Here is an 18,846-nt window from a genome sequence, read left to right as displayed (position 1 = left end):
CGCCGGCCGGAGGGGTTACACAGCGCGGCTGGCGCTCCATCCGAAGGACGGGGCGATGTGCTGTGCCACGTTGCCCAGGAGCTTGGCGTTGTAATCGACGCCGAGCTGGTTGGGCACAGTGAGCAGCACCGTATCCGCGGACTGGACAGCTGCATCCTTCGCCAGCTCTTCTGCCAACTGGTCCGGTTCCCCGATGTAGCTCTTGCCGAAACGGGACAACGCGCCGTCGAGAATTCCCACCTGGTCCTGGCTGTCCGCTTGGGCGCGAAGGCCGAAGTAGTGGTTGTCGACGTCGTCCACGATCGGGATTACGCTGCGGCTGACCGAAACCCTCGGCTCGAAGTCATGGCCGGCAGCTGCCCAGGCTTCGCGGAACATCCGGATCTGCTCGGCCTGGAGTTCGTCAAAAGGCACACCGGTATCTTCGGTGAGGAGCGTCGAGCTCATGAGGTTCATGCCCTGCTCGGCCGCCCACACCGCCGTCTTACGGGTGCCGGCGCCCCACCAGATCCGTTGTGGAAGTCCTGGCGATTGGGGCTGGATCGGGAGCAAACCTGTGGCGCCACCGGAGTAGTGCGGATCCGCCTCCGCCACGCCGTGCCCTGCAATGGCTTTGCGGAACAGCGCAGTGTGGCGGCGGGCCATATCGCCCCCGTCTTCGCCATCGGCCGGAACGTAACCGAAATTGGCGGCGCCATTCCGTGCGGGCTCGGGTGAACCACGGCTCACGCCGAGTTGCAGCCTGCCGTCACTGATGAGGTCGGTGGCCGCGGCTTCCTCTGCCATGTAGAGGGGGTTTTCGTAACGCATGTCGATCACGCCGGTACCCATCTCGATCCGACTGGTCCGGGCTGCGATGGCGCTCAGGAGCGGGAACGGTGATGCCTGCTGGCGCGCGAAGTGATGCACACGGAAGAAGGCTCCATCGACACCCAGTTCCTCCGCTGCGACAGCGAGTTCGATCCCCTGTTTCAGGGCCTCGCCGGCTGTGGGTACCAGGGAGCCCGGGACGCGGGCCCAGTGGCCGAAGGACAGGAAGCCGATCCGTTTGTTGTGCATGCCCGTCACAACACCGGTGAATGCCAACGCATTCCTCAACCAGCCCGTCGATAGTGCATGGCAACGGCACCGTTGCCCAGTGGCTCCGCGGATACCAACTCCAGGCGCCGGGTACTGGGCAAGCCATCTTGGTACAGGGTGGGTCCGTGACCGGTGATCATGGGATGGATCAGGAACTTGTACTCGTCAACGAGGTCCATCCTGTCCAACTCCGTGGCAAGTTTCCCGCTGCCTACCAGCACTCCAGCAGGGGTTCTGTCCTTGAGTTTCTGGACGGCCGTGCGGAGGTCGCCAGTCAGATGGTGGCTGTTGGTCCAGGGGAAGGCACTTCTCGACGCCGAGACGACGTACTTGGGCTTGGTCTCAAGCGTCACCGCCCAGTCCTTGAGGGATTGCGGGGCATCGGTCTCGCCACTGGCTACGCCAGGCCAGTAGCTCTCCATCATTTCATAGGTAGTGCGACCCCAGAGCATCGCGCCACTCTCTTCCAGGAGCCGGGTGAAGTGGGCATGCGTCTCGTCGTCGGCGATGCCCTCGCGGTGGTCGACGCAACCATCCAGGGTGAGGTTAATGCTGAACGTTAGGAGGCCCATTTGGCGATTCTAGGCGTTCGGCGGGGAATGCACAGCGGATAAACCAACATCAGGTGCGAAACCGCGATGCTGCACTGCACAGGGGATACCCTCCCGGGGTATGCTGCTGTTGTCCGTGACGTGCAGGAGGTGGTGGAGAAACGTGAACAGCGTGACGGTCCTGCGGTTTGTCGCCACCATTCGACGGCGGGTCCCGCTCCTGCTGCTGGTGGCTGCTGTGATCGCGGGCATCTTCGGAATGCACGTCGTCAACGGTTCCCACAGTGCGCACTCGACCAGCGCGTTAACTGTCGCGGCACAGCACGAGCACGGATCCCAGCACCTCCAGACATCCTCGCCTGCCGACGCCGATCAGTGCACGGCAGGCAGTTGCTCCTGCGCGCAGTCGGGCAACGCGAACTGCACCCCTTCGCACCAGACAGGCTCCTTGGCGGCGCCGCCTCCAGGTGACGCCGTAGTCGTCATTGCCACGGCCTCGACTCCCCGGGACCCCAGTCCGTCCTGGTCCTACCAACCAGCCCCACCCACCCCCGGGCAACTGAGCATCAGCAGGACGTAAGCAGCTGAATGGGTCGCCGTACGGCTACCCGTCCACACCCCGGGCCATGGCCTGGGGAACACATCTGCTTACCCTTGGCGGTCGACCAACGGGCCGCCCGAAATTGGCAAAGGACCAATCACTGATGAACAAAGCACGCTTTATTGTTGCCGGAACCGCTCTTGCAGGCCTGATTGCGCTGACGGGATGCGCGTCCAATTCCGGCTCCGATTCGATGCCGGGCATGGATCACGGCCAGTCACCGGCTTCGACCGCGACTACCAGCCCTTCCGTGGCCAGCACCGCGTCAGACCACAATGCGGCGGACACCATGTTCGCCCAGATGATGATTCCGCACCACGCCCAGGCCATCGAGATGTCGGACGCGATCCTGGACAAGAAAGATATTCCGTCCGCGGTAACTGCCTTGGCGGTTCAGATCAAAGGGGCCCAAGCACCCGAAATCGAGAGAATGACGGCATGGCTGAAGGGCTGGAGTGAGCCCGTGATGGGGTCCTCCGCGCATAGCGGACACGGCATGGACGGCATGGTGAGCGACACTGAGCTGCAGAAACTCAAAGGCGCCCAAGGCGCGGAAGCAGCCAAGCTCTACCTCACCCAGATGATCGCGCATCACGAAGGTGCCGTGACCATGGCCAAAACCGAGATCAGCCAAGGCAAGTCTCCCGAGGCGGTGCAGCTGGCCAAGGACATCGTGGCCGCGCAGGAGAAGGAGATCCAGGACATGAAGGCCCTGCTGGCCGGTCTCTAACACGCGGTTCCGTAAACGCCCGACGGCGGGAGGCCGCCGTCGGGCGTTCCGTGCGCTGGTTCCCGCACCACGTAGCGCCGATCGCCTCTATAACCGCTGGTGCAATTGGCGTGAAAGGGCGCGGAGCTGGTGCGGATGAGGTGCAACCGGCGGAAACGGGCGCGCCTCTGCCCTGCCACCCCCACCTCATCCCCCGCACTAAGGGGTTAGCGGCTGCTGCCTGCCAGCAAGCCACGGCGCTGGAGCAGGCGCTTTTCGATCGGGCCAAAGACCAGCAGTTCGATCAGGATGCCCACGAAGAGGATCAGGAGGATCGCGGACATAACCACCGTCATGTCCGCGAGAATCCGCCCTTGGTCCAGGAGTGAGCCAAGGCCGAAGCCGATTGTGCCGCCCACTGCGATGATTTCAGCGGCCATGAGGGAGCGCCAGGAGAAGGCCCAACCCTGCTTCAAGCCGCTGATGTAGCCGGGCAGGGCCGCGGGAAGGACGATCTGCAGGGCCATCTGCAACCGGTTCGCGCCCAGAACGGTTCCAACGCTGCGGAACTGCGGCGGGATCTGGTCCACCCCTGAGATCAAGCCGTTGATGATGGACGGGATCGCGCCCATGAAAACCACGAAGTAAACCGTGGCATCTGTCAGTCCGAACCAGATGATCGCAGCAGGTACCCAAGCGACCGACGGGAGGACCTGCAGACCCGAGATCAATGGCCCGAATGCGCGACGCAAGGGGGCGACCTGTGCCAAAAGCAAACCGATGGGGGTGGCAATGACGACAGAAATGAGGAAGCCGACCACCCCGCGTTGCAGCGAGGTCCATACTGCTTCCTGGAGCTTGCCCTCACCCCACAGCGTCAGGAATTGGTTGAACACATCCACGGGACCGGGGACGAGGTCGCGCCGCTTGAATCCCAGTGAGACGTAGAACTGCCAGGCGAGAACGAGGACAACCAGGGCCACCACGGGAAGCAACACACGCTTCCACTCAATGCCGCCTCTGCGCCGCGTGTCCGACTGCAGGTTGTCCAGCCCCGCTTCAAGGTCGCGAAGTTCGGAGGGGTTGCCTTTGATGGACGGCGAGGTGATGTGGTTCTGGTCGCTCACGGGGAGGGTCCGCTCTTCGGTGGTCTGGTTACTTGGCATGGCGGCGGATCTCCTCGCGAAGTCGTCGGGTGATGACGCCGGTCAGCTCCCCTGCACGGCCGGCATCGGTGCGGTGTTCTTCAGTGACTTCCCATTCGGCCACAACCCGGCCGGGGCGCGAGGACAGCAGCAGAACGCGTTGGCCCAGGCGCACGGCTTCGCGGACGTTATGGGTGACGAAGATGATGGTGCGCCCTGTTTCCTTCCAGATCCGCTCCAGCTCGTCGTGCAGAAGGTCGCGGGTGATGGCGTCGAGCGCCGCGAACGGCTCGTCCATCAGCAGTACTTGCCGGTCCTGGGCCAGCGAACGGGCGAGGGCCACGCGTTGGCGCATGCCGCCGGACAGCTCGTGTGGACGCTTGTCGCCGGCTCCTCCAAGATGCACGAGCTCCAGCAGCTCGGTTGCCCGCGCACGTCGGCTCGCCTTGCTGCTCGACTTGTCGGCCAGCTGAAGGGCCAGTTCGATGTTGCCTCGTGCGGTCAGCCACGGAAACAGGGCTGAGTCCTGGAACATGAATGCCGCGCCGTCGCTGGGGACTTCCAGAGCGCCCGACGTCGGCTGCTCAAGTCCGGCGATGATGTTCAGCAGGGTGGACTTGCCGCAGCCGGACGCACCGAGGAGGGCGACAAACTCGCCCTGCCCGATCGTGGCGTTGACGTCGTCCAGGACGGGAGCCCCGTCGCCGAAGCGTTTGCCCAGGTTCTCCAGTACAACTGGCATGGTCCCGTCCTTCGTTTGTTGTTCGTCAAGCTGGTACTGCCTGAGCCGTATCCGGGGTCCGGATGCGGCCAAAGGCCGGCCCGCCCCGCGAGGGGGCGGACCAGCCTGTTACTGCTTAGTCCTGGCCAAGTCCGGCGGCGGAGGTCTTCTTGCCCTCCACCTCGTTCAGGGCGCGGAGGTCGAAGATGCCATTGATGTCGGCGGTCTTGGTGGTGCCGGCGTCAACACCGTCCTGGAGGAGCTTCTTGTAGGTTCCGGCCAGGGGGTCGGTGGTGAACTTGATGTTCTGCAGAGCCCGGTCAATGACGTTGGCCGGGAGCGGCTTGCCTGCGGTGTCCTTCAGGACTGCATTGATGGTGGAAGCCTTGTCGGCGGCAGAAGCGGAGTTCAGCCAGTTCACGGATTCGACGTGGCCCTTCAGCAGAGCCTTGACGGTCTCCGGGTGTTCAGCTGCGAACTTCTTGTTCACGATCAGGATGGTGGTGGTGAAGTCACCCTTGTCCCACAGGTCCTTCTCGTCCACCAGGACCTTCGCGCCGGCTTCCAGCACCAGGCGGGAGGCCCAGGGCTCAGGCAACCACGCGCCGTCGAGCTTTCCGTCTTGGAAGAGCTTCAGGGTCTGGGCGTTTTCGGTCGGGTTGATGTTGACGTCGCCGCTGCCGTCAGGGTTGGTCTTGTAACCCTGGTGGCCGAGCCAGGCGCGCAGTGCCACGTCCTGGGTACCGCCGAGCTGCGGCGAAGCGAGCACTTTGCCCTTGAGGTCGGCTGCGGAGTTGATCTCCGGCTTGACTACCAGCTGGGCACCACCGGAAGCTGCGCCGGCGATGATGCTGATGGATTCGCCGTTGCTCTTGACGAAGGAGTTGATGGCCGGGTTCGGGCCGATGTACGTGGCGTCGATGGCCCCGGCGTTCAGGGCTTCGATCGCGGCGGGGCCGGCGTTGAAGATCTGGGTGCTGAGCTTGGTGTCGCCGAGTTCCTTGGCGATGAAGCCCTTGCTGGTGCCGACCAGGGCCGGGCCGTGGGTGACGTTGCTGAAGTAGCCCAGCTTGAGCTCGGCTGCCGGGGAGGTGTTGGCGGCCGGTGCTGCCTGGCTGTTGTTGTTGTTCGAGACGACGGAGGCTACGGCTGCGCCTGCGCCGATCAGCAGGACCAGGCCGACGGCCAGTCCGATCTCGAGGGCGCGGCGGCGCTTGGGCTTGGCTGGGGTCTGGCCCGCGACGATGCGGGTGGTGCCGGAATCAGATCCGGGCTTGGGTGACTCGGGAGTGTTCGACATGGGGGTCCTTAGGAGATTTTTGGGATGCGAAGCGGGGCGAAGATCAGGCCCCTAACATCGCCCATCGAGGGCAAGGAAGGACCGTTCCGGAGTGGTCATGAGTTCACAGTAGGGACTGTCATATTTCGGCTTCAATCCCGTGGAAATCAAGGTTCATGAAGGGTCACTTGGCGTCATATTGGCCGAAAGGGCTTCAATGTCCTTCGGATTCGTGCGGCAGCAGCCGCCCAGCAAACGGGCCCCACGGCCAAGCCACTCCCCCGCGTTCCCGGCCAGGGTTTCTGCAGACAACCCGTTGCCGGCCGGTCCCCACGTCTTGGTCACGGCGTCATACGTCTCCCCCGAATTCGGGTACGCCACGAGTGGCTTGTTGGAGGACTTAGCGAAGTTGCCCAGCGCCCCGGTCACCAGTTCCAGCGGCACACAGTTGACCCCGACGGCGGCCACGCGCGGTTCCGCGCTGAGCAGCGCGGCCACGTCCGCGAGGGGCGTTCCGTCACTGATGTGGGCGCTGTCCCGCAGCGTGAACGTAAACCAGGATTCGACGTCGAACTCCGCCACGAGCGCCAACAGTGCCTCCGCTTCGGCGTACGACGGCAGCGTCTCACAGGCCAGGAAGTCCGCTCCGGCCTCCACCAGCGCGGCAGTGCGGGGCCGGTGGAAATCCCGGAATTCCGCGGCAGAAAGCGTGTAATCACCGCGGTACTCTGAGCCGTCGGCAAGGTAGGCGCCATAGGGTCCCACCGAGCCGGCCACCAGCAAGGGCCCTGAACCGGGGTTGGCCGCGACGTACTCCTGCCGTGCCTCATCGGCCAAGCGGACACTCAGCGCAACCAGCTCCAGCGACTCCTCCTCGGACAAACCCCGCCGTGCGAAACCATGCGGCGTCGCCTGGTAGCTGGCGGTGATGGCGACGGAGGCTCCGGCGTCGAAGTAGTCGCGGTGGACCTGCTTGATCAACTCCGGCTGCTCCAGCAGGACCTTGGCAGACCAGAGCGCGTCCTCAAGGTCGCAACCGTGGGCTTCCAATTCCGTGGCCAGCGCTCCGTCCAGGACCAGGTCCTTGCCGGCGTCCAGGAGGGTGCTGAGCGTGGTGTTGCGGGGCATATGGCCTTCCCAAAAAGAAACCGCGACTTGTTCGAACATCACGCTCCACAAAGGGAGGGGCAGCGAACAAGCCGCGGTTTTGTTGCTGTCTGTGTCCTTAGATGACGTAACGTTCGTCTTCGTGGTCACCGGGGTGGTCCTTGACCAGACCCGCGGCCAAGGTATTGCCGTCAATGGGGTCAATCACCAGGAAGGCACCCGTGCGGCGGTGGTGCAGGTAGTTCTCCAACGGCAGGGCCGCGGCGAGCCGGAGCTGGGCGTTTCCGATGTCGTTGAGCTCCAGCGTTGACGTCGGCTCCACGGCAAACGTGGCCAGGTCCAGCTTGCCTGTGACGTTGCGGACCAAAGCCTGGACCGTGCGCGTTCCGTGCTTCACCAGGACCTTCTGGCCTTCGCGCAGGGGCTTCGGCGACAACCAGGCCAGCGATGCGTACAGGTCAGCCGAGCTTTCGCGAACGGTTCCGGCCGCGGCGATGGTGTCCCCACGGGCGATGTCGATCTCGTCAGCCAAACGGATGGCCACGGACTGCGGCGCAGCGGCCTCTTCCAAGGACTGGCCCGCGAAGTCGATGCCCACCACGGTGGTGACGCGCGGTTCGTGGCCCGGGCTGATGACGGACACTTCGTCACCGACCTTCACGGAGCCTTCGGTGATCTGCCCGGCGTAGGCCCGGTAGTCACGGTAGGCCTCCACATCGAGTCCGGCAGCCACGGCATCAGGGGCCAGGGCACCTTGCGGACGGATGACCAGCTGGACCGGGAATCGGAAGCTTTCCAGTTCAGCTTCGAGTTCATCGGCAGCCGGGAGGGTTTCGAGGACCTCCAGCAACGCCGGTCCCGTGTACCAGGGAGTGCGCTCGGAACGGTCCACCACGTTGTCCCCATCCAGCGCGGAAACGGGGACCACCAAGAGGTCAGCGACCCCATCGGAACCCAGGCCCAGCTCGCGGGCCACCTTCTGCACATCGGCCTCGATGTCGCGGAAAACCTGCTCGCTGAAGTCCACCAGGTCGATCTTGTTCACAGCGACGATCACGTGGGCCACGCGCAGCAGCTGCAGCACGGACAGGTGGCGGCGGGTCTGCTCCAGCACACCCTTGCGGGCGTCGATCAGTACGACGACGGCATCCGCCGTGGACGCGCCCGTCACCGTGTTCTTGGTGTATTGAACGTGGCCGGGGCAGTCCGCGAGGATGAAGCTGCGGCGGTCGGTCGCGAAGTAGCGGTAGGCAACGTCGATGGTGATGCCCTGTTCGCGCTCGGCACGCAGGCCGTCGGTCAGCAGGGCGAGGTCGATGCCGCCCTTGTCGCCGCCGAAGCCTCGGTCCGCCGAGGTGCGGGCAACGGCGTCGAGCTGGTCGGCCAGGATCGCCTTGGAATCGTGAAGGAGGCGGCCCACCAAAGTGGACTTGCCGTCGTCGACCGATCCAGCGGTTGCGAAACGGAAAAGGGTGGTGGGCAGGGCTGTCTCCAGCCCGGCAGCCAATGTTTCGGTGCTCATTTAGAAGTAGCCGTCCTTCTTGCGGTCTTCCATGGCTGCCTCGGAGATGCGGTCATCTGCGCGGGTGGCGCCACGTTCGGTCAGGGTGGAGGCAGCGACTTCAACTACGACGTCGGCCACGGTGCGTGCGTCGGACTCGACGGCACCTGTGCAGGACATGTCGCCCACAGTCCGGTAACGGACCAGCTTGGTGATGACGTCCTCGTGGGGCAGCGGCTGGGAAACTTCGCCCACTGCACGCCACATGCCGTCACGGGCGAAGACTTCACGCTCGTGGGCGTAGTACAGGCTGGGAAGCTCGATGTTCTCGCGCTCGATGTAGCGCCAGATGTCCAGCTCGGTCCAGTTGCTGATGGGGAACGCACGCACGTGCTGGCCCACGGTGTGGCGGCCGTTGTACAGGTTCCACAGCTCGGGACGCTGGTTGCGCGGATCCCACTGGCCGAACTCGTCGCGGAGACTCAGGATGCGTTCCTTGGCGCGGGCCTTGTCCTCGTCGCGACGACCACCGCCGAACACGGCGTCGAACTTGTTCTTCTGGATCGCGTCCAGCAGCGGAACCGTCTGCAGCGGGTTGCGGGTGCCATCTGCGCGTTCGGCCAGTTCGCCGCGGTCGATGAATTCCTGGACGGAACCGACAACCAGCTTCAAACCGAGGCGCTCAACGGTGCGGTCGCGGAAATCGATGACCTCGGGGAAGTTGTGCCCGGTGTCCACGTGCAGGACGGGGAAAGGCACCTTGCCCGGCCAGAATGCCTTGGTAGCCAGGTGCAGCATCACCACGGAGTCCTTGCCGCCGGAGAACAGCAGCGCAGGCTTCTCGAATTCGGCAACTACCTCACGGATGATGTGAATAGCCTCGGACTCAAGGGTGTCCAAGCTGCTCAGGCGCTCGACCGAGGGGGCGTCTACTGCCGCTGCAACTTCCACCGTGGACTCCTCTGTTGTGTACGTGCTCATGTGTGTAGTCCGCATTCTGTCTTGTCGGATCCTGCCCAGCGGCCGGCTCGGGGGTCTTCGCCCGGGGCCACTTTGCGGGTGCAGGGCTGGCATCCAATGGACGGGTAGCCCTGGCTCAGGAGGGGGTTGACGGGGAGGATATTGTCCTCGGAGTACTCCAGCAGCTGATCGAAGGACCAGTCCACCATCGGGTTCACCTTGACCAGGCCGAAGCTCTCATCCCAAGTGACCACCGGGGTGTTCGTGCGGGTGGGGGCTTCGTCGCGGCGGACGCCGGTGAACCATACTTCGTAGCCCGCCAAGGAGCGGCGCAACGGCTGGACCTTGCGGAGGGCGCAGCACTGGGCAGCGTCCCGGGCGAACAGGTCCTTGCCCAACAGGCGGTCCTGCTGCTCCACCGTGTTTTCCGGGAGGACATCCACCACGTTCACGCGCAGGTTTGCAGCTACTTCGTTGCGGGTGTCGTGCGTTTCCTTGAAGTGGTAGCCGGTTTCCAGGAACAGAACGTCGACGCCGGGAAGCTGGTCCGCCACCAAGGCCGGCAGCACGGCGTCGGCCATGGAGCAGGCAACGGTCACCGCGGGCAGCTCGAAGTTGCGCGCAACCCAGGCAATGGCTTCCTGCGCAGTCGCGTTCCAACCAAGCTCCGCGGCACCGGCTTCAGCCAATGCTTTGAGTTCTTCGTGGGACCGCAACGTGCGGACAGCCGGAAGCGTCTGGGGATCTGTCATTGGAGGTCTCCTTCATCTGCGGAGTGTGCCCACTCAGCGAAGGTCTGGCCCTCGGCGCCGACGGCGACGAACTTGCGGACCACGCGCTCCACATAATCGGGCAGGTCTTCCACCGTGACCTTCAGGCCGCGGACGGTACGTCCCAAACCAGCTTCCTCGCGCTCGTTGTTGGCCAGCCCGCCACCAAGGTGGACCTGGAAACCCGGGGTGGGGTCGCCGTCGGGCGTTGGCAGCATCATGCCCTTCAGGCCGATGTCGGCCGTCTGGATACGGGCGCAGGAGTTCGGGCAGCCGTTGATGTGCAGGGACAGTGCCGAGGGCAACTGCTTGGTCTCCACGAGGTCGGCCAGGCGGCGTTCCAGTTCAGCGATGGCGGTTGCAGCCGTGACCTTTGTTTCCACGATGGCCAGCTTGCAGAACTCGATGCCCGTGCAGGCGATGGTGCCTCGGCGGAACACGGACGGCCGGGCGGACAGACCCAGGGTGTCCAGTTCTGCGATCAGCGGTTCCACCTGCTCCTTGGCGACGTCCAGGATGACGAGCTTCTGGTGCGGGGTGGTCCGCAGCCGGTAGCTGCCGTGCTGCTCCAGGGTGTCCGCGAGCTTCACGAGTGCCTCGCCCGAGGTACGGCCAACCGTCGGCGCAACACCGATGAAGAACTTGCCGTCCTTCTGTTCGTGAACACCGATGTGGTCGCCGGGGGCGCTGGGCTTCGGAGCGGCGGGACCATCTGGAAGCTTGAAGCCGAGGTATTCGTCCTCGAGGATCTGGCGGAACTTGGCAGGACCCCAGTCGTTCATCAGGAACTTGAGGCGGGCCTTGGTGCGCATGCGGCGGTAGCCGTAGTCACGGAAGATGCTGGTGACACCCAGCCACACCTCAGCGGCAACATCGGCCGAGACAAAGACACCAAGGCGTTCGGCGAGGCGGGGGTTGGTGGACAATCCGCCGCCGACCCAGAGGTCGTACCCAGCGCCGAGTTCGGGGTGGACAACGCCAACCAGGGCAAAGTCGTTGATTTCGTGCACCACGTCCTGGGACGGGTGGCCCGTAATGGCCGTCTTGTATTTACGCGGCAGGTTGGCCAGCTCGGGGTCGCCGATGAAACGATCGGCAAGTTCGTGGATGAGCGGCGTGGGATCGATGATCTCGTCCTTGGCGATGCCCGCAACCGGGGAGCCAAGGATGACGCGCGGCACGTCGCCGCACGCTTCTGTGGTGGACAGGCCAATGCCCTCCAGGCGGCGCCAGATCTCGGGCACGTCCTCCACGCGGATCCAGTGCAGCTGGATGTTCTGGCGGTCGGTCAGGTCGGCTGAGCCGCGGGCAAAGTCCACGGAAATCTGGCCGATGACGCGCAACTGCTCGGTGGTGAGCGCACCGCCGTCGATACGCACGCGCAACATGAAGTACTTGTCTTCGAGCTCGTGCGGTTCAAGCGTGGCGGTCTTGCCGCCGTCGATCCCGGGTTTGCGCTGCGTGTAGAGGCCCCACCAGCGGAAACGGCCGTGCAGGTCCGTGCCGTCGATGGAGTCGAAGCCTTCTTTTGAGTAGACAGACTCAATGCGCTCACGGACGTTCAGCCCGTTGTCTTCCTGCTTCCAGGTCTCGTTGGCGTTGAGGGGCGTGGTGCCGTCGACCTTCCACTGGCCGTGGGGCTTGGCCGCCGGACGGGTGCGTGCTGGGCGCGAAGGGACTGCGGCGTCAGCGGACGCACCGGCTACAGCTGTATCTGTCATACATCGACTGTAGGTCTGGCCAGATTTGGCCAGCAAAGGTCTGGAAATGTTGAGTCACCTAGGGAAACATTTCGTCACGAACACGCCGACGGCCTTGTTCCGGGGCGCTGGATATGCAGGTCCCGAAAGCCCCGATTTCCTTGCAAACAAAGGTTAGGAGAGGCTTTCCAACACCGCGTCGTAACGCTCCAGTGCAATCTCCGCCAGAACCGTCGAAGGAAGTAATGGAGCGGCAACGACGTCCGCCCCGGCCTTCGCGAGCTGGTCATGGAAGTAGCCGGTAGCCAGCAGGTAGGAGGCGACAAAAACGCGACCACCGCTTCCGGCGAGCTCCGCACGCAAGGAGGCGACGCCGTCGGGCACTGTCGGCTGGGCGCTGGCGCCATAGGCGACCCGCACCTTGTTCGGCAGCAGCTCGGCGAGCAAACGCGCCTGCTCTTCCGAATCAACCGACCCGTCCGGCAGCGAGGATCCAGCGGCAGCCAGCAGGACGCCGTCGTTCTCCTGCAGCCCGGCGTTGCGCAAGTGCGTGGCCAACAGCTCCGCCAGCCGCGGATCCGGACCAAGCGGCCTGGCGGCCACCACTTCGGGCCGGCTTTTGATCGCCTTGGGTACGTCCACCTTGATATGGAAGCCGGTGGAGAGCAAAAGCGGTACGACGACGGCGGCAGTCCCCTCGGGCAGGCCCTCCACCACTCCGCCCAGCTCGGGCTCCTGCACGTCCACGTAGGCCTCCAGGACCTGAAGCCCGGGACGGAGTTCCTCGATTTCGGCCATGACCTGGCGGATGGCTGCCTGCCCCTCGGCGTTGCGGGTTCCGTGGGCACAGGCGATCAAAACGGGGCTGTTCATGGGAGCTAGCGTAACGTTGAGCCAGCACCTGTTGTGAAGCACGTTAAGAAAGAACCAGTCCCCTTGATTTCCTTTGACATTGTTCTTCTCTGGCTTGACCTCATCGGTGTGTTCTTTTTTGCCGTCTCGGGGTCCTTGCTGGCTGCCCGGAAGCAGTTCGACTTTGTTGGTTCCATCCTGTTGGCGTCCATCGCAGCACTTGGTGGCGGTGTGATCCGCGACATCGTCATCAACGCCGGGCCACCCATTGCCTTCACAAATCCGGCGTATCTGGCACCTCCACTGCTCGCGGCGATGCTGGTCTACTACCTGTTCTCGTCGGTGCAGCGCTTCACCTCCCTGTTGACGCTGTTCGACGCCGGCGGCCTGGCCTTGTTCTGCATCACCGGAACCCTGAAGGCAATCAGTGCCGGCATGAACCCCTTTGCTGCGATCCTGCTGGACGTCACCACGGGCGTTGGCGGCGGATTGCTGCGGGACATCACGGCTAACGAAATCCCTACCTTGTTCAACAACCGCGATATCTATGCGCTTCCGGCCTTTGTCGGAGCGGGGCTGACCACATTGATGTGGCACCTCGGGCTCTTCAGTGGGCTGACGGCCTGTGTCATCGCCGGGGTTGTTTTCGCGTTCCGGGTTACGGCCTGGCGACGCAGCTGGTATGTGCCGTTGGCGGTCCGCGGATGGCACCGTGCCGGGACGGGCGGAGGCGCAATTTCGGGTGCCCGGGATTAGCTAGGATAAGAGCATGACTGACATGTTCCTCGAGAAGTTCCGCGCGCTGGTCCCAAAGTATCTCGAGGATGAATGGCAGGAAGAAGACGGCCTCACGCCGGACGAACTGGACGACGCCCTCGCTGAACACTCCTTCACCATCCCGCTGGTCCTGCGCGAGTTCTACCTTGCCATCGGCGGTTGCGAGGACCTCATGGAGGCCTACCACTACTTCTGGGACCCCGAAGAACTCGAAGTCGATGACGAAGGCTTCCTCATGTTCCTGGAGGATGAGGACGAACAGTTCACCTGGGGTTTCCGCACTGCCGACCTCAACATCCCGGACCCCATCGTGTGGCGCCGCAACAACGCCCGCGGCCAGTGGAAGAGCGAGGAAGGTACGTTCTCCGAGTTCGTGTTCGACATGTTTGAGTGGGCGTTCAACGACGAAGACTAGGTTTTCCTAGTTATCCAGCCCCCGCGCAGCCGTTTGGTTGTGCGGGGGCTGTTTTTGTGTGGCGCCCCGTACCGCCGCGACCCACATTCGGCTGCTGGCCATCGCGCCACGCCGTTTCCCGGGGGTCCTGGCCTCCTTCTGCTCGCAAAGTTGGTGGTGGCGGCACGGCTTTGGGCCCATGATTACGACGGCGGCGGGCCGGCTATGTAGCGGAAGGGCCCGTAGCGGCCGGTCTCCCTGTTCCGAAGTACGGCCAGTACCTCGTCCACCATTTTCTGTGGCCGATATACGACGTCTTCGTAGTAGTAATGCAGGCTCATGAACCCGCTTCTTAGGGCCGCATTGCTTCGGTACCAATCCTTCTTCACCTGCTTTGGCTTGAAGTGTGTCCCGCCGTCGAGTTCAACAATCACGCAGTCCTCGATCATGACCAGTGATTCCAGCTCCGGCAAACATCTCATGGCATGCAGCAGAACATCTCCAACACCCGCCACCGGCAGATAGGGGTGACCCGGGTGTATGCACTGACCGTGGTGGACCACACGGTGCCGGGCCAACCCTGTTCCGCAGCTGAGATGCAAGTCCTTATCGCTATTAAGGGTCCACAACCGATAGAAGCGAGCGGCGGAAACGCAGGTCAACTTTCCATTGGCACGAAACGCCGCTACGACGTCCGGCGCTGCCTTCCGTGAAACGTACACGCCGCGATGGAGCCTGAAGACAGCCCCGCCGCTGATGGCTTTGGCCAAGTCCCGACGTGTAAAGCCCGCTGCATATAGTGATTTCGCAGTCGCGGCCCCGTCACGGCTGCCGAGGAATTCAACGATGTCCATGGGGAAATAGTCCAACCGGGACTGTTCACCTGGTTGGCGGGAGTGGGTCTATGTGGAAAACCGTCCGCGCCTCCCCCACCCACTTCGCCGCAACACGAGGCCCCAACACGCCCCAGTTCCGGCGCGTCACCCGCTCCTCAGCATCAATGCGAGTGCCGACGGCACAGGATGAACCTGTAAATCACACCACCAGAAACGAAAATCCGTTGACGTGAAGAGTTGCCAATTTGACAGGATTGTCATAAGCTATTCACTGATCCACTAAATGCCTCCGGTGGGTCTGATGCGAACGGAGATTGTGGCCCCGGTTCGGTGCAGCGTATGACTCGTAACGTTGCCGCGGACCGGGGCCATTCCGGTTTAAGCGCCCTGTGAGCCAAGTGCCGCGTGCCCCCACCACCCACTTTGACCCCCCAGTAGGCAGGACACGCCGCAAAACCGTGCCCACCAGTCCGGATAACCGCCCAAAGTTGGTCGCGGCGGCCCAAGCTCGATTGAAACGGCACAACCCCAGACGCACAAAAAAGGCAGGCGCCCGGCCCATGAAGGTCCGGACGCCTGCCAACAAACAGTAACTAGCTGCTGCGGTCCACCACGGCGTGGGCAAAGTTGGTCAGGGAGTCCTTCACGACACCCTCGGGCAACGGGGCCAAGGCCGCGACAGCCTCGGCTGACCACTGGCGGGCGATCTTCCAGGACTCGCTGGTGACAGGGTGCTCACGCAGGCCGGCCACGGCCTCAGCCAGCGCCGGGTCGGAGGAGAGGTCGCCGTCGATCAGTTCAAGGAGGGCAGCTGCGGAGCTGTCCCCGGCGGCAGCGTCACGGCGCAGCAACAGAACCGGCAGGGTGGGGACGCCTTCGCGGAGGTCGGTGCCCGGGGACTTGCCGGACTTCACCTTTACACCGGTGACATCAATGACGTCGTCGGCCAGCTGGAAGGCGACGCCAACCTTTTCGCCGTACTCAACCAGCACGTCCTCGTATTCCGGAGCAGCGCCGGCGAAGATCGCACCGAGCTGGCCGGAAGCTGCAACCAAGGATCCGGTCTTGTCGGCAATCACCGAAAGGTAGTGCTCCACGGGATCTTCATCTTCGCGCGGCCCCACGGTTTCGTGCAGCTGGCCCAGGCAAAGCCGCTCAAAGGTGCGGGCCTGGATGCCGAGAGCCCGGGATCCAAGCTCGGAAACCAGGATGGAAGCCCGGGCAAAGATGAGGTCACCCGTCAGGATGGCCACTGAGTTGCCCCAGACTTCGTGGGCAGTGGGAGCTCCACGGCGGAACGGCGCGGAGTCCATGACGTCGTCGTGGTAGAGCGTGGCAAGGTGCGTCAGCTCAACGACAACGGCTGCCTGGACAACCTCGGGACGTGAGGCGTCGCCCAGGTGCGCGCACAGCAAAGTCAGCAGCGGGCGGATGCGCTTGCCCCCGGCTTCCACCAGGTGCCGCGACGTCGCGTCAGCCAGAGGGTCCGAGTTGGAGATTGCTTCGCGAAGCTTCTTCTCCACGCGCGCAAGGTTGTTGGTGATGGCCGGGCCAAGCTCGGCGTCGCCCGCGATGGCAGCAAAACCTGCGGGCAGCTGGAGCCCCGTTGCAATGGCCGTGGTGTTCAGGGAAGGCTCGTTGGAGTCCGGCAAGCCGTGCCCGGCATGCGTCCAGCTGTGTTCGGCAGAGTTCGTCACGGGTTAACCCTAACTAGTTGTTGCGGAAACCGCGGTGTCGGAGCCTGCCTGCGTCAGGGCACGGGCAGAGGAAGTGTTGGACGTTGCCGGAACCAGCATCTCAAGGACCCGGATCACGCGGTCTTCGAAGCCCTTCGCGGACGGGTCGGTCAGGTTGGCGAGCATGCGCACCACAAAGCGCATCAGGACGGGAATGGGCATGCCTGTCCGCAGCGCAAGCTTCATCACTGCAGGCTTCCCAATCAGCGTCGCAAACATCCGTCCCAGCGTGAAGTGCGAGCCCCACTGGTCCCGCACGTAGTCCGCGTACCGCGAAAGGTGGGCATCGGCGTCGTGCGTGGACCAAGCCGCAGAAGCGGAACGGGACGAACAATCAATCAGGAACTCAGCCGCGAACCGGGCCGACTCCATCGCGTAGGAGATGCCCTCACCGTTGAAGGGGGACACCATGCCGCCGGCGTCGCCGAGCAGAAGCAGCCCGGGCGAATAATGCGGCGTGCGGTTGAAGCCCATGGGCAGGGCCGCGCCACGGATCTCCCCCACCTGGTTTTCCGGGGTGAAGCCCCACTCGGAGGGCATGCCGGCGGTCCATTCGCGCAGGACCTGCTTGTAGTCGAGCTTGCCGAATTCCTTGGAGGAGTTCAGGATGCCCAGGCCCACGTTGGATGTGCCGTCGCCGACGCCGAACACCCAGCCGTAACCGGGCAGCGGCTTGCCGGATTTGCCGGGCAGTTCCAGCCAGCCCTCCATCCAATCGTCCTCATGGCGGGGCGACGTGAAGTAGGTGCGCACGGCGACGCCCAGCGGCCGGTCGTCACGCTTGTGCATGCCCAGCGACACGGCGGTTCGCGTCGAGTTACCGTCCGCGGCGAGTACGACGTCGGCATGGAAGTCGCGCTGTTCGCCCGTCTTGCGTCCGGACTCGTCAAGGAGCGCCGCGCGGGCACCGATGACCCGGCCGGCGTCGTTGGTCAGCGCCGAGGTGACGCTGTGGTGTTCCAGCACCACGGCGCCGGCAGCCTGGGCGTGACGGGCAAGGTCCTCGTCGAAGCCCAGGCGGGTGCGGATCAGGCCGTAGGTGGGAAAGTCCGCGACCTCGGGCCAGGGCAGTTCGATGGTGCGGCCGCCGGCAATGAGGCGAAGGCCCTTGTTGCGCCGCCACCCCTCGTCAACGGCGTGGGGCAGGCCGAGCTTCTGGATCTCGCGGACGGCGCGCGGAGTGAGTCCATCTCCGCAGACCTTCTCACGGGGAAACGACGTCTTTTCCAGCACGGTGACGTCGATGCCCGCTTGGGCGAGGTAATACGCGGCCGTGGACCCGGCAGGGCCCGCGCCAACAATCAGTACTTTCACGTCGTCCTAAGTCAGGCAGTACGGAGCTAGCCGGCCTGTCGGCGCGGTTTGATCTGGCGGCGCAGCTTGGCCACGGGAACACTTTCGCGGTGCTCGGCAGGCTTCTGTGCGCGGTGCACGGCTACGATCCCGCCGCTGAGGTTGCGGTAGGTGATGTCCGTCCATCCGGCGTCGGCGAGCCACTGCGCCAGGTGGTCCTGGTCCGGCCATGCGCGGATGGACTCGGCGAGGTACACATAGGCGTCCGGGTTGGAGGAGACCTTGGTGGCGATGGCCGGGAGGGCGCGCATCAGGTACTCGGTGTACAGGTTGCGCCACAGGGGAACCACGGGGTGGGAGAACTCGGCGATGACCAGCCGGCCGCCGGGCTTGGTGACGCGCAGCATTTCCTCCAGGGCCTTGCGGGGTTCCACGACGTTGCGCAGGCCGAAGGAGATGGTGGAGGCATCAAAGCTGTTGTCCGCGAACGGCAGGTTGGTGGCATCCCCTGCGATGAAATGGATGTCGGGGCGGCGGCGCTTGCCCACTTTGAGCATGCCCAGGGAGAAGTCGCAGGCCACAACATCCACGCCCGCGTCGGCGTAGGGCTCGCTGGATGTTCCCGTGCCGGCGGCGAGGTCCAGGACTTTCTGGCCCTTCTTCACATCCATGGCGTCCACCACGATCCGGCGCCAACGCCGGGTCTGTCCCATGGACAGGACGTCATTGACGACGTCGTATTTTGGGGCGACATCATCAAACATCGTCGCAACTTCGTCCGGACGCTTTTCCAAGGATGCTCGGTTCACCCAGTAATTGTCTCAGACATTCCGC

The 18,846-nt window shown here is 64.1% G+C and carries 19 protein-coding genes; 4 read left to right on the top strand and 15 right to left on the bottom strand.

All coding sequences use genetic code 11. The features are described 5' to 3' along the window. Window positions 1–15: 15 nt before the first annotated feature. Window positions 16–1,059, bottom strand: coding sequence for an LLM class flavin-dependent oxidoreductase (locus FDP28_RS03905; protein WP_144659676.1), 1,044 nt, complete (start codon window positions 1,057–1,059; stop codon window positions 16–18). A 35-nt stretch (window positions 1,060–1,094) separates the two neighbouring features. After that, on the bottom strand, window positions 1,095–1,652 hold the full coding sequence (locus FDP28_RS03900) for a dihydrofolate reductase family protein (RefSeq protein ID WP_144659296.1): 558 nt from the start codon (window positions 1,650–1,652) through the stop codon (window positions 1,095–1,097). A 142-nt stretch (window positions 1,653–1,794) separates the two neighbouring features. On the opposite strand from FDP28_RS03900, the gene FDP28_RS03895 reads away from it, so the two are divergent. Together FDP28_RS03895 and FDP28_RS03890 are read left to right on the top strand one after the other, a co-directional pair. Further along, entirely contained in the window at window positions 1,795–2,211 is a 417-nt protein-coding gene (locus tag FDP28_RS03895; protein WP_260842322.1) for a DUF6153 family protein, read from the top strand. Window positions 2,212–2,335: 124 nt separating this feature from the next. Beyond that, window positions 2,336–2,962, top strand: coding sequence for a DUF305 domain-containing protein (locus FDP28_RS03890; protein ID WP_144659295.1), 627 nt, complete (start codon window positions 2,336–2,338; stop codon window positions 2,960–2,962). Window positions 2,963–3,168: 206 nt separating this feature from the next. Here FDP28_RS03890 and FDP28_RS03885 read toward each other — a convergent pair whose 3' ends face one another. The 9 genes from FDP28_RS03885 to FDP28_RS03845 form a co-directional block, all read right to left on the bottom strand. Next, entirely contained in the window at window positions 3,169–4,107 is a 939-nt protein-coding gene (locus tag FDP28_RS03885; RefSeq protein WP_144659294.1) for an ABC transporter permease, read from the bottom strand. Continuing rightward, entirely contained in the window at window positions 4,097–4,828 is a 732-nt protein-coding gene (locus FDP28_RS03880) for an ABC transporter ATP-binding protein (RefSeq protein ID WP_144659293.1), read from the bottom strand. Before FDP28_RS03880 ends, FDP28_RS03885 begins: the two co-directional genes overlap by 11 nt. Before the next feature lie 115 nt (window positions 4,829–4,943). Next, window positions 4,944–6,107, bottom strand: a complete 1,164-nt coding sequence (locus FDP28_RS03875) for an ABC transporter substrate-binding protein (protein WP_144659292.1) — start codon at window positions 6,105–6,107, stop codon at window positions 4,944–4,946. A gap of 153 nt (window positions 6,108–6,260) precedes the next feature. Then, entirely contained in the window at window positions 6,261–7,214 is a 954-nt protein-coding gene (mmuM, locus tag FDP28_RS03870) for a homocysteine S-methyltransferase (RefSeq protein ID WP_144659291.1), read from the bottom strand. A 97-nt stretch (window positions 7,215–7,311) separates the two neighbouring features. Next, window positions 7,312–8,715: a sulfate adenylyltransferase subunit 1 gene (locus tag FDP28_RS03865; RefSeq protein ID WP_144659290.1), complete on the bottom strand. Its 1,404-nt coding sequence runs from the start codon at window positions 8,713–8,715 to the stop codon at window positions 7,312–7,314. After that, window positions 8,716–9,675 (bottom strand): sulfate adenylyltransferase subunit CysD, encoded by a 960-nt coding sequence (gene cysD / locus FDP28_RS03860; RefSeq protein WP_144659289.1) that lies wholly within the window; start codon window positions 9,673–9,675, stop codon window positions 8,716–8,718. Next, window positions 9,672–10,406 carry a phosphoadenylyl-sulfate reductase gene (locus FDP28_RS03855; protein WP_144659288.1) on the bottom strand — a complete coding sequence of 245 codons (735 nt, stop codon included), beginning with the start codon at window positions 10,404–10,406 and terminating at the stop codon, window positions 9,672–9,674. Before FDP28_RS03855 ends, cysD begins: the two co-directional genes overlap by 4 nt. Further along, window positions 10,403–12,145 carry a nitrite/sulfite reductase gene (locus FDP28_RS03850; RefSeq protein ID WP_144659287.1) on the bottom strand — a complete coding sequence of 581 codons (1,743 nt, stop codon included), beginning with the start codon at window positions 12,143–12,145 and terminating at the stop codon, window positions 10,403–10,405. Before FDP28_RS03850 ends, FDP28_RS03855 begins: the two co-directional genes overlap by 4 nt. A gap of 153 nt (window positions 12,146–12,298) precedes the next feature. Next, window positions 12,299–12,997, bottom strand: a complete 699-nt coding sequence (locus FDP28_RS03845) for a sirohydrochlorin chelatase (RefSeq protein ID WP_186313499.1) — start codon at window positions 12,995–12,997, stop codon at window positions 12,299–12,301. A 63-nt stretch (window positions 12,998–13,060) separates the two neighbouring features. Between FDP28_RS03845 and FDP28_RS03840 the strand changes: the two genes are divergently transcribed. Together FDP28_RS03840 and FDP28_RS03835 are read left to right on the top strand one after the other, a co-directional pair. Continuing rightward, a complete protein-coding gene (locus tag FDP28_RS03840; protein WP_144659285.1) occupies window positions 13,061–13,732 on the top strand; it encodes a trimeric intracellular cation channel family protein in 672 nt (223 codons plus the stop codon). A gap of 13 nt (window positions 13,733–13,745) precedes the next feature. Further along, window positions 13,746–14,168, top strand: a complete 423-nt coding sequence (locus FDP28_RS03835; protein ID WP_144659284.1) for an SMI1/KNR4 family protein — start codon at window positions 13,746–13,748, stop codon at window positions 14,166–14,168. 182 nt (window positions 14,169–14,350) lie between these two features. Here FDP28_RS03835 and FDP28_RS03830 read toward each other — a convergent pair whose 3' ends face one another. The 4 genes from FDP28_RS03830 to FDP28_RS03815 form a co-directional block, all read right to left on the bottom strand. Next, window positions 14,351–15,001, bottom strand: coding sequence for a DUF559 domain-containing protein (locus FDP28_RS03830; protein WP_144659283.1), 651 nt, complete (start codon window positions 14,999–15,001; stop codon window positions 14,351–14,353). A 575-nt stretch (window positions 15,002–15,576) separates the two neighbouring features. Next, window positions 15,577–16,680: a polyprenyl synthetase family protein gene (locus tag FDP28_RS03825; protein ID WP_144659282.1), complete on the bottom strand. Its 1,104-nt coding sequence runs from the start codon at window positions 16,678–16,680 to the stop codon at window positions 15,577–15,579. Between the two features lie 9 nt (window positions 16,681–16,689). Continuing rightward, window positions 16,690–18,033, bottom strand: a complete 1,344-nt coding sequence (locus FDP28_RS03820; protein ID WP_144659281.1) for a geranylgeranyl reductase family protein — start codon at window positions 18,031–18,033, stop codon at window positions 16,690–16,692. A 26-nt stretch (window positions 18,034–18,059) separates the two neighbouring features. After that, entirely contained in the window at window positions 18,060–18,821 is a 762-nt protein-coding gene (locus FDP28_RS03815; protein WP_144659280.1) for a demethylmenaquinone methyltransferase, read from the bottom strand. Between the last annotated feature and the right edge of the window lie 25 nt (window positions 18,822–18,846).

This window comes from Paenarthrobacter nicotinovorans, assembly GCF_007670255.1.
Taxonomy (GTDB): Bacteria; Actinomycetota; Actinomycetes; order Actinomycetales; family Micrococcaceae; genus Arthrobacter; species Arthrobacter nicotinovorans_B.
This window is presented reverse-complemented; position numbering and strand designations above follow the sequence as displayed.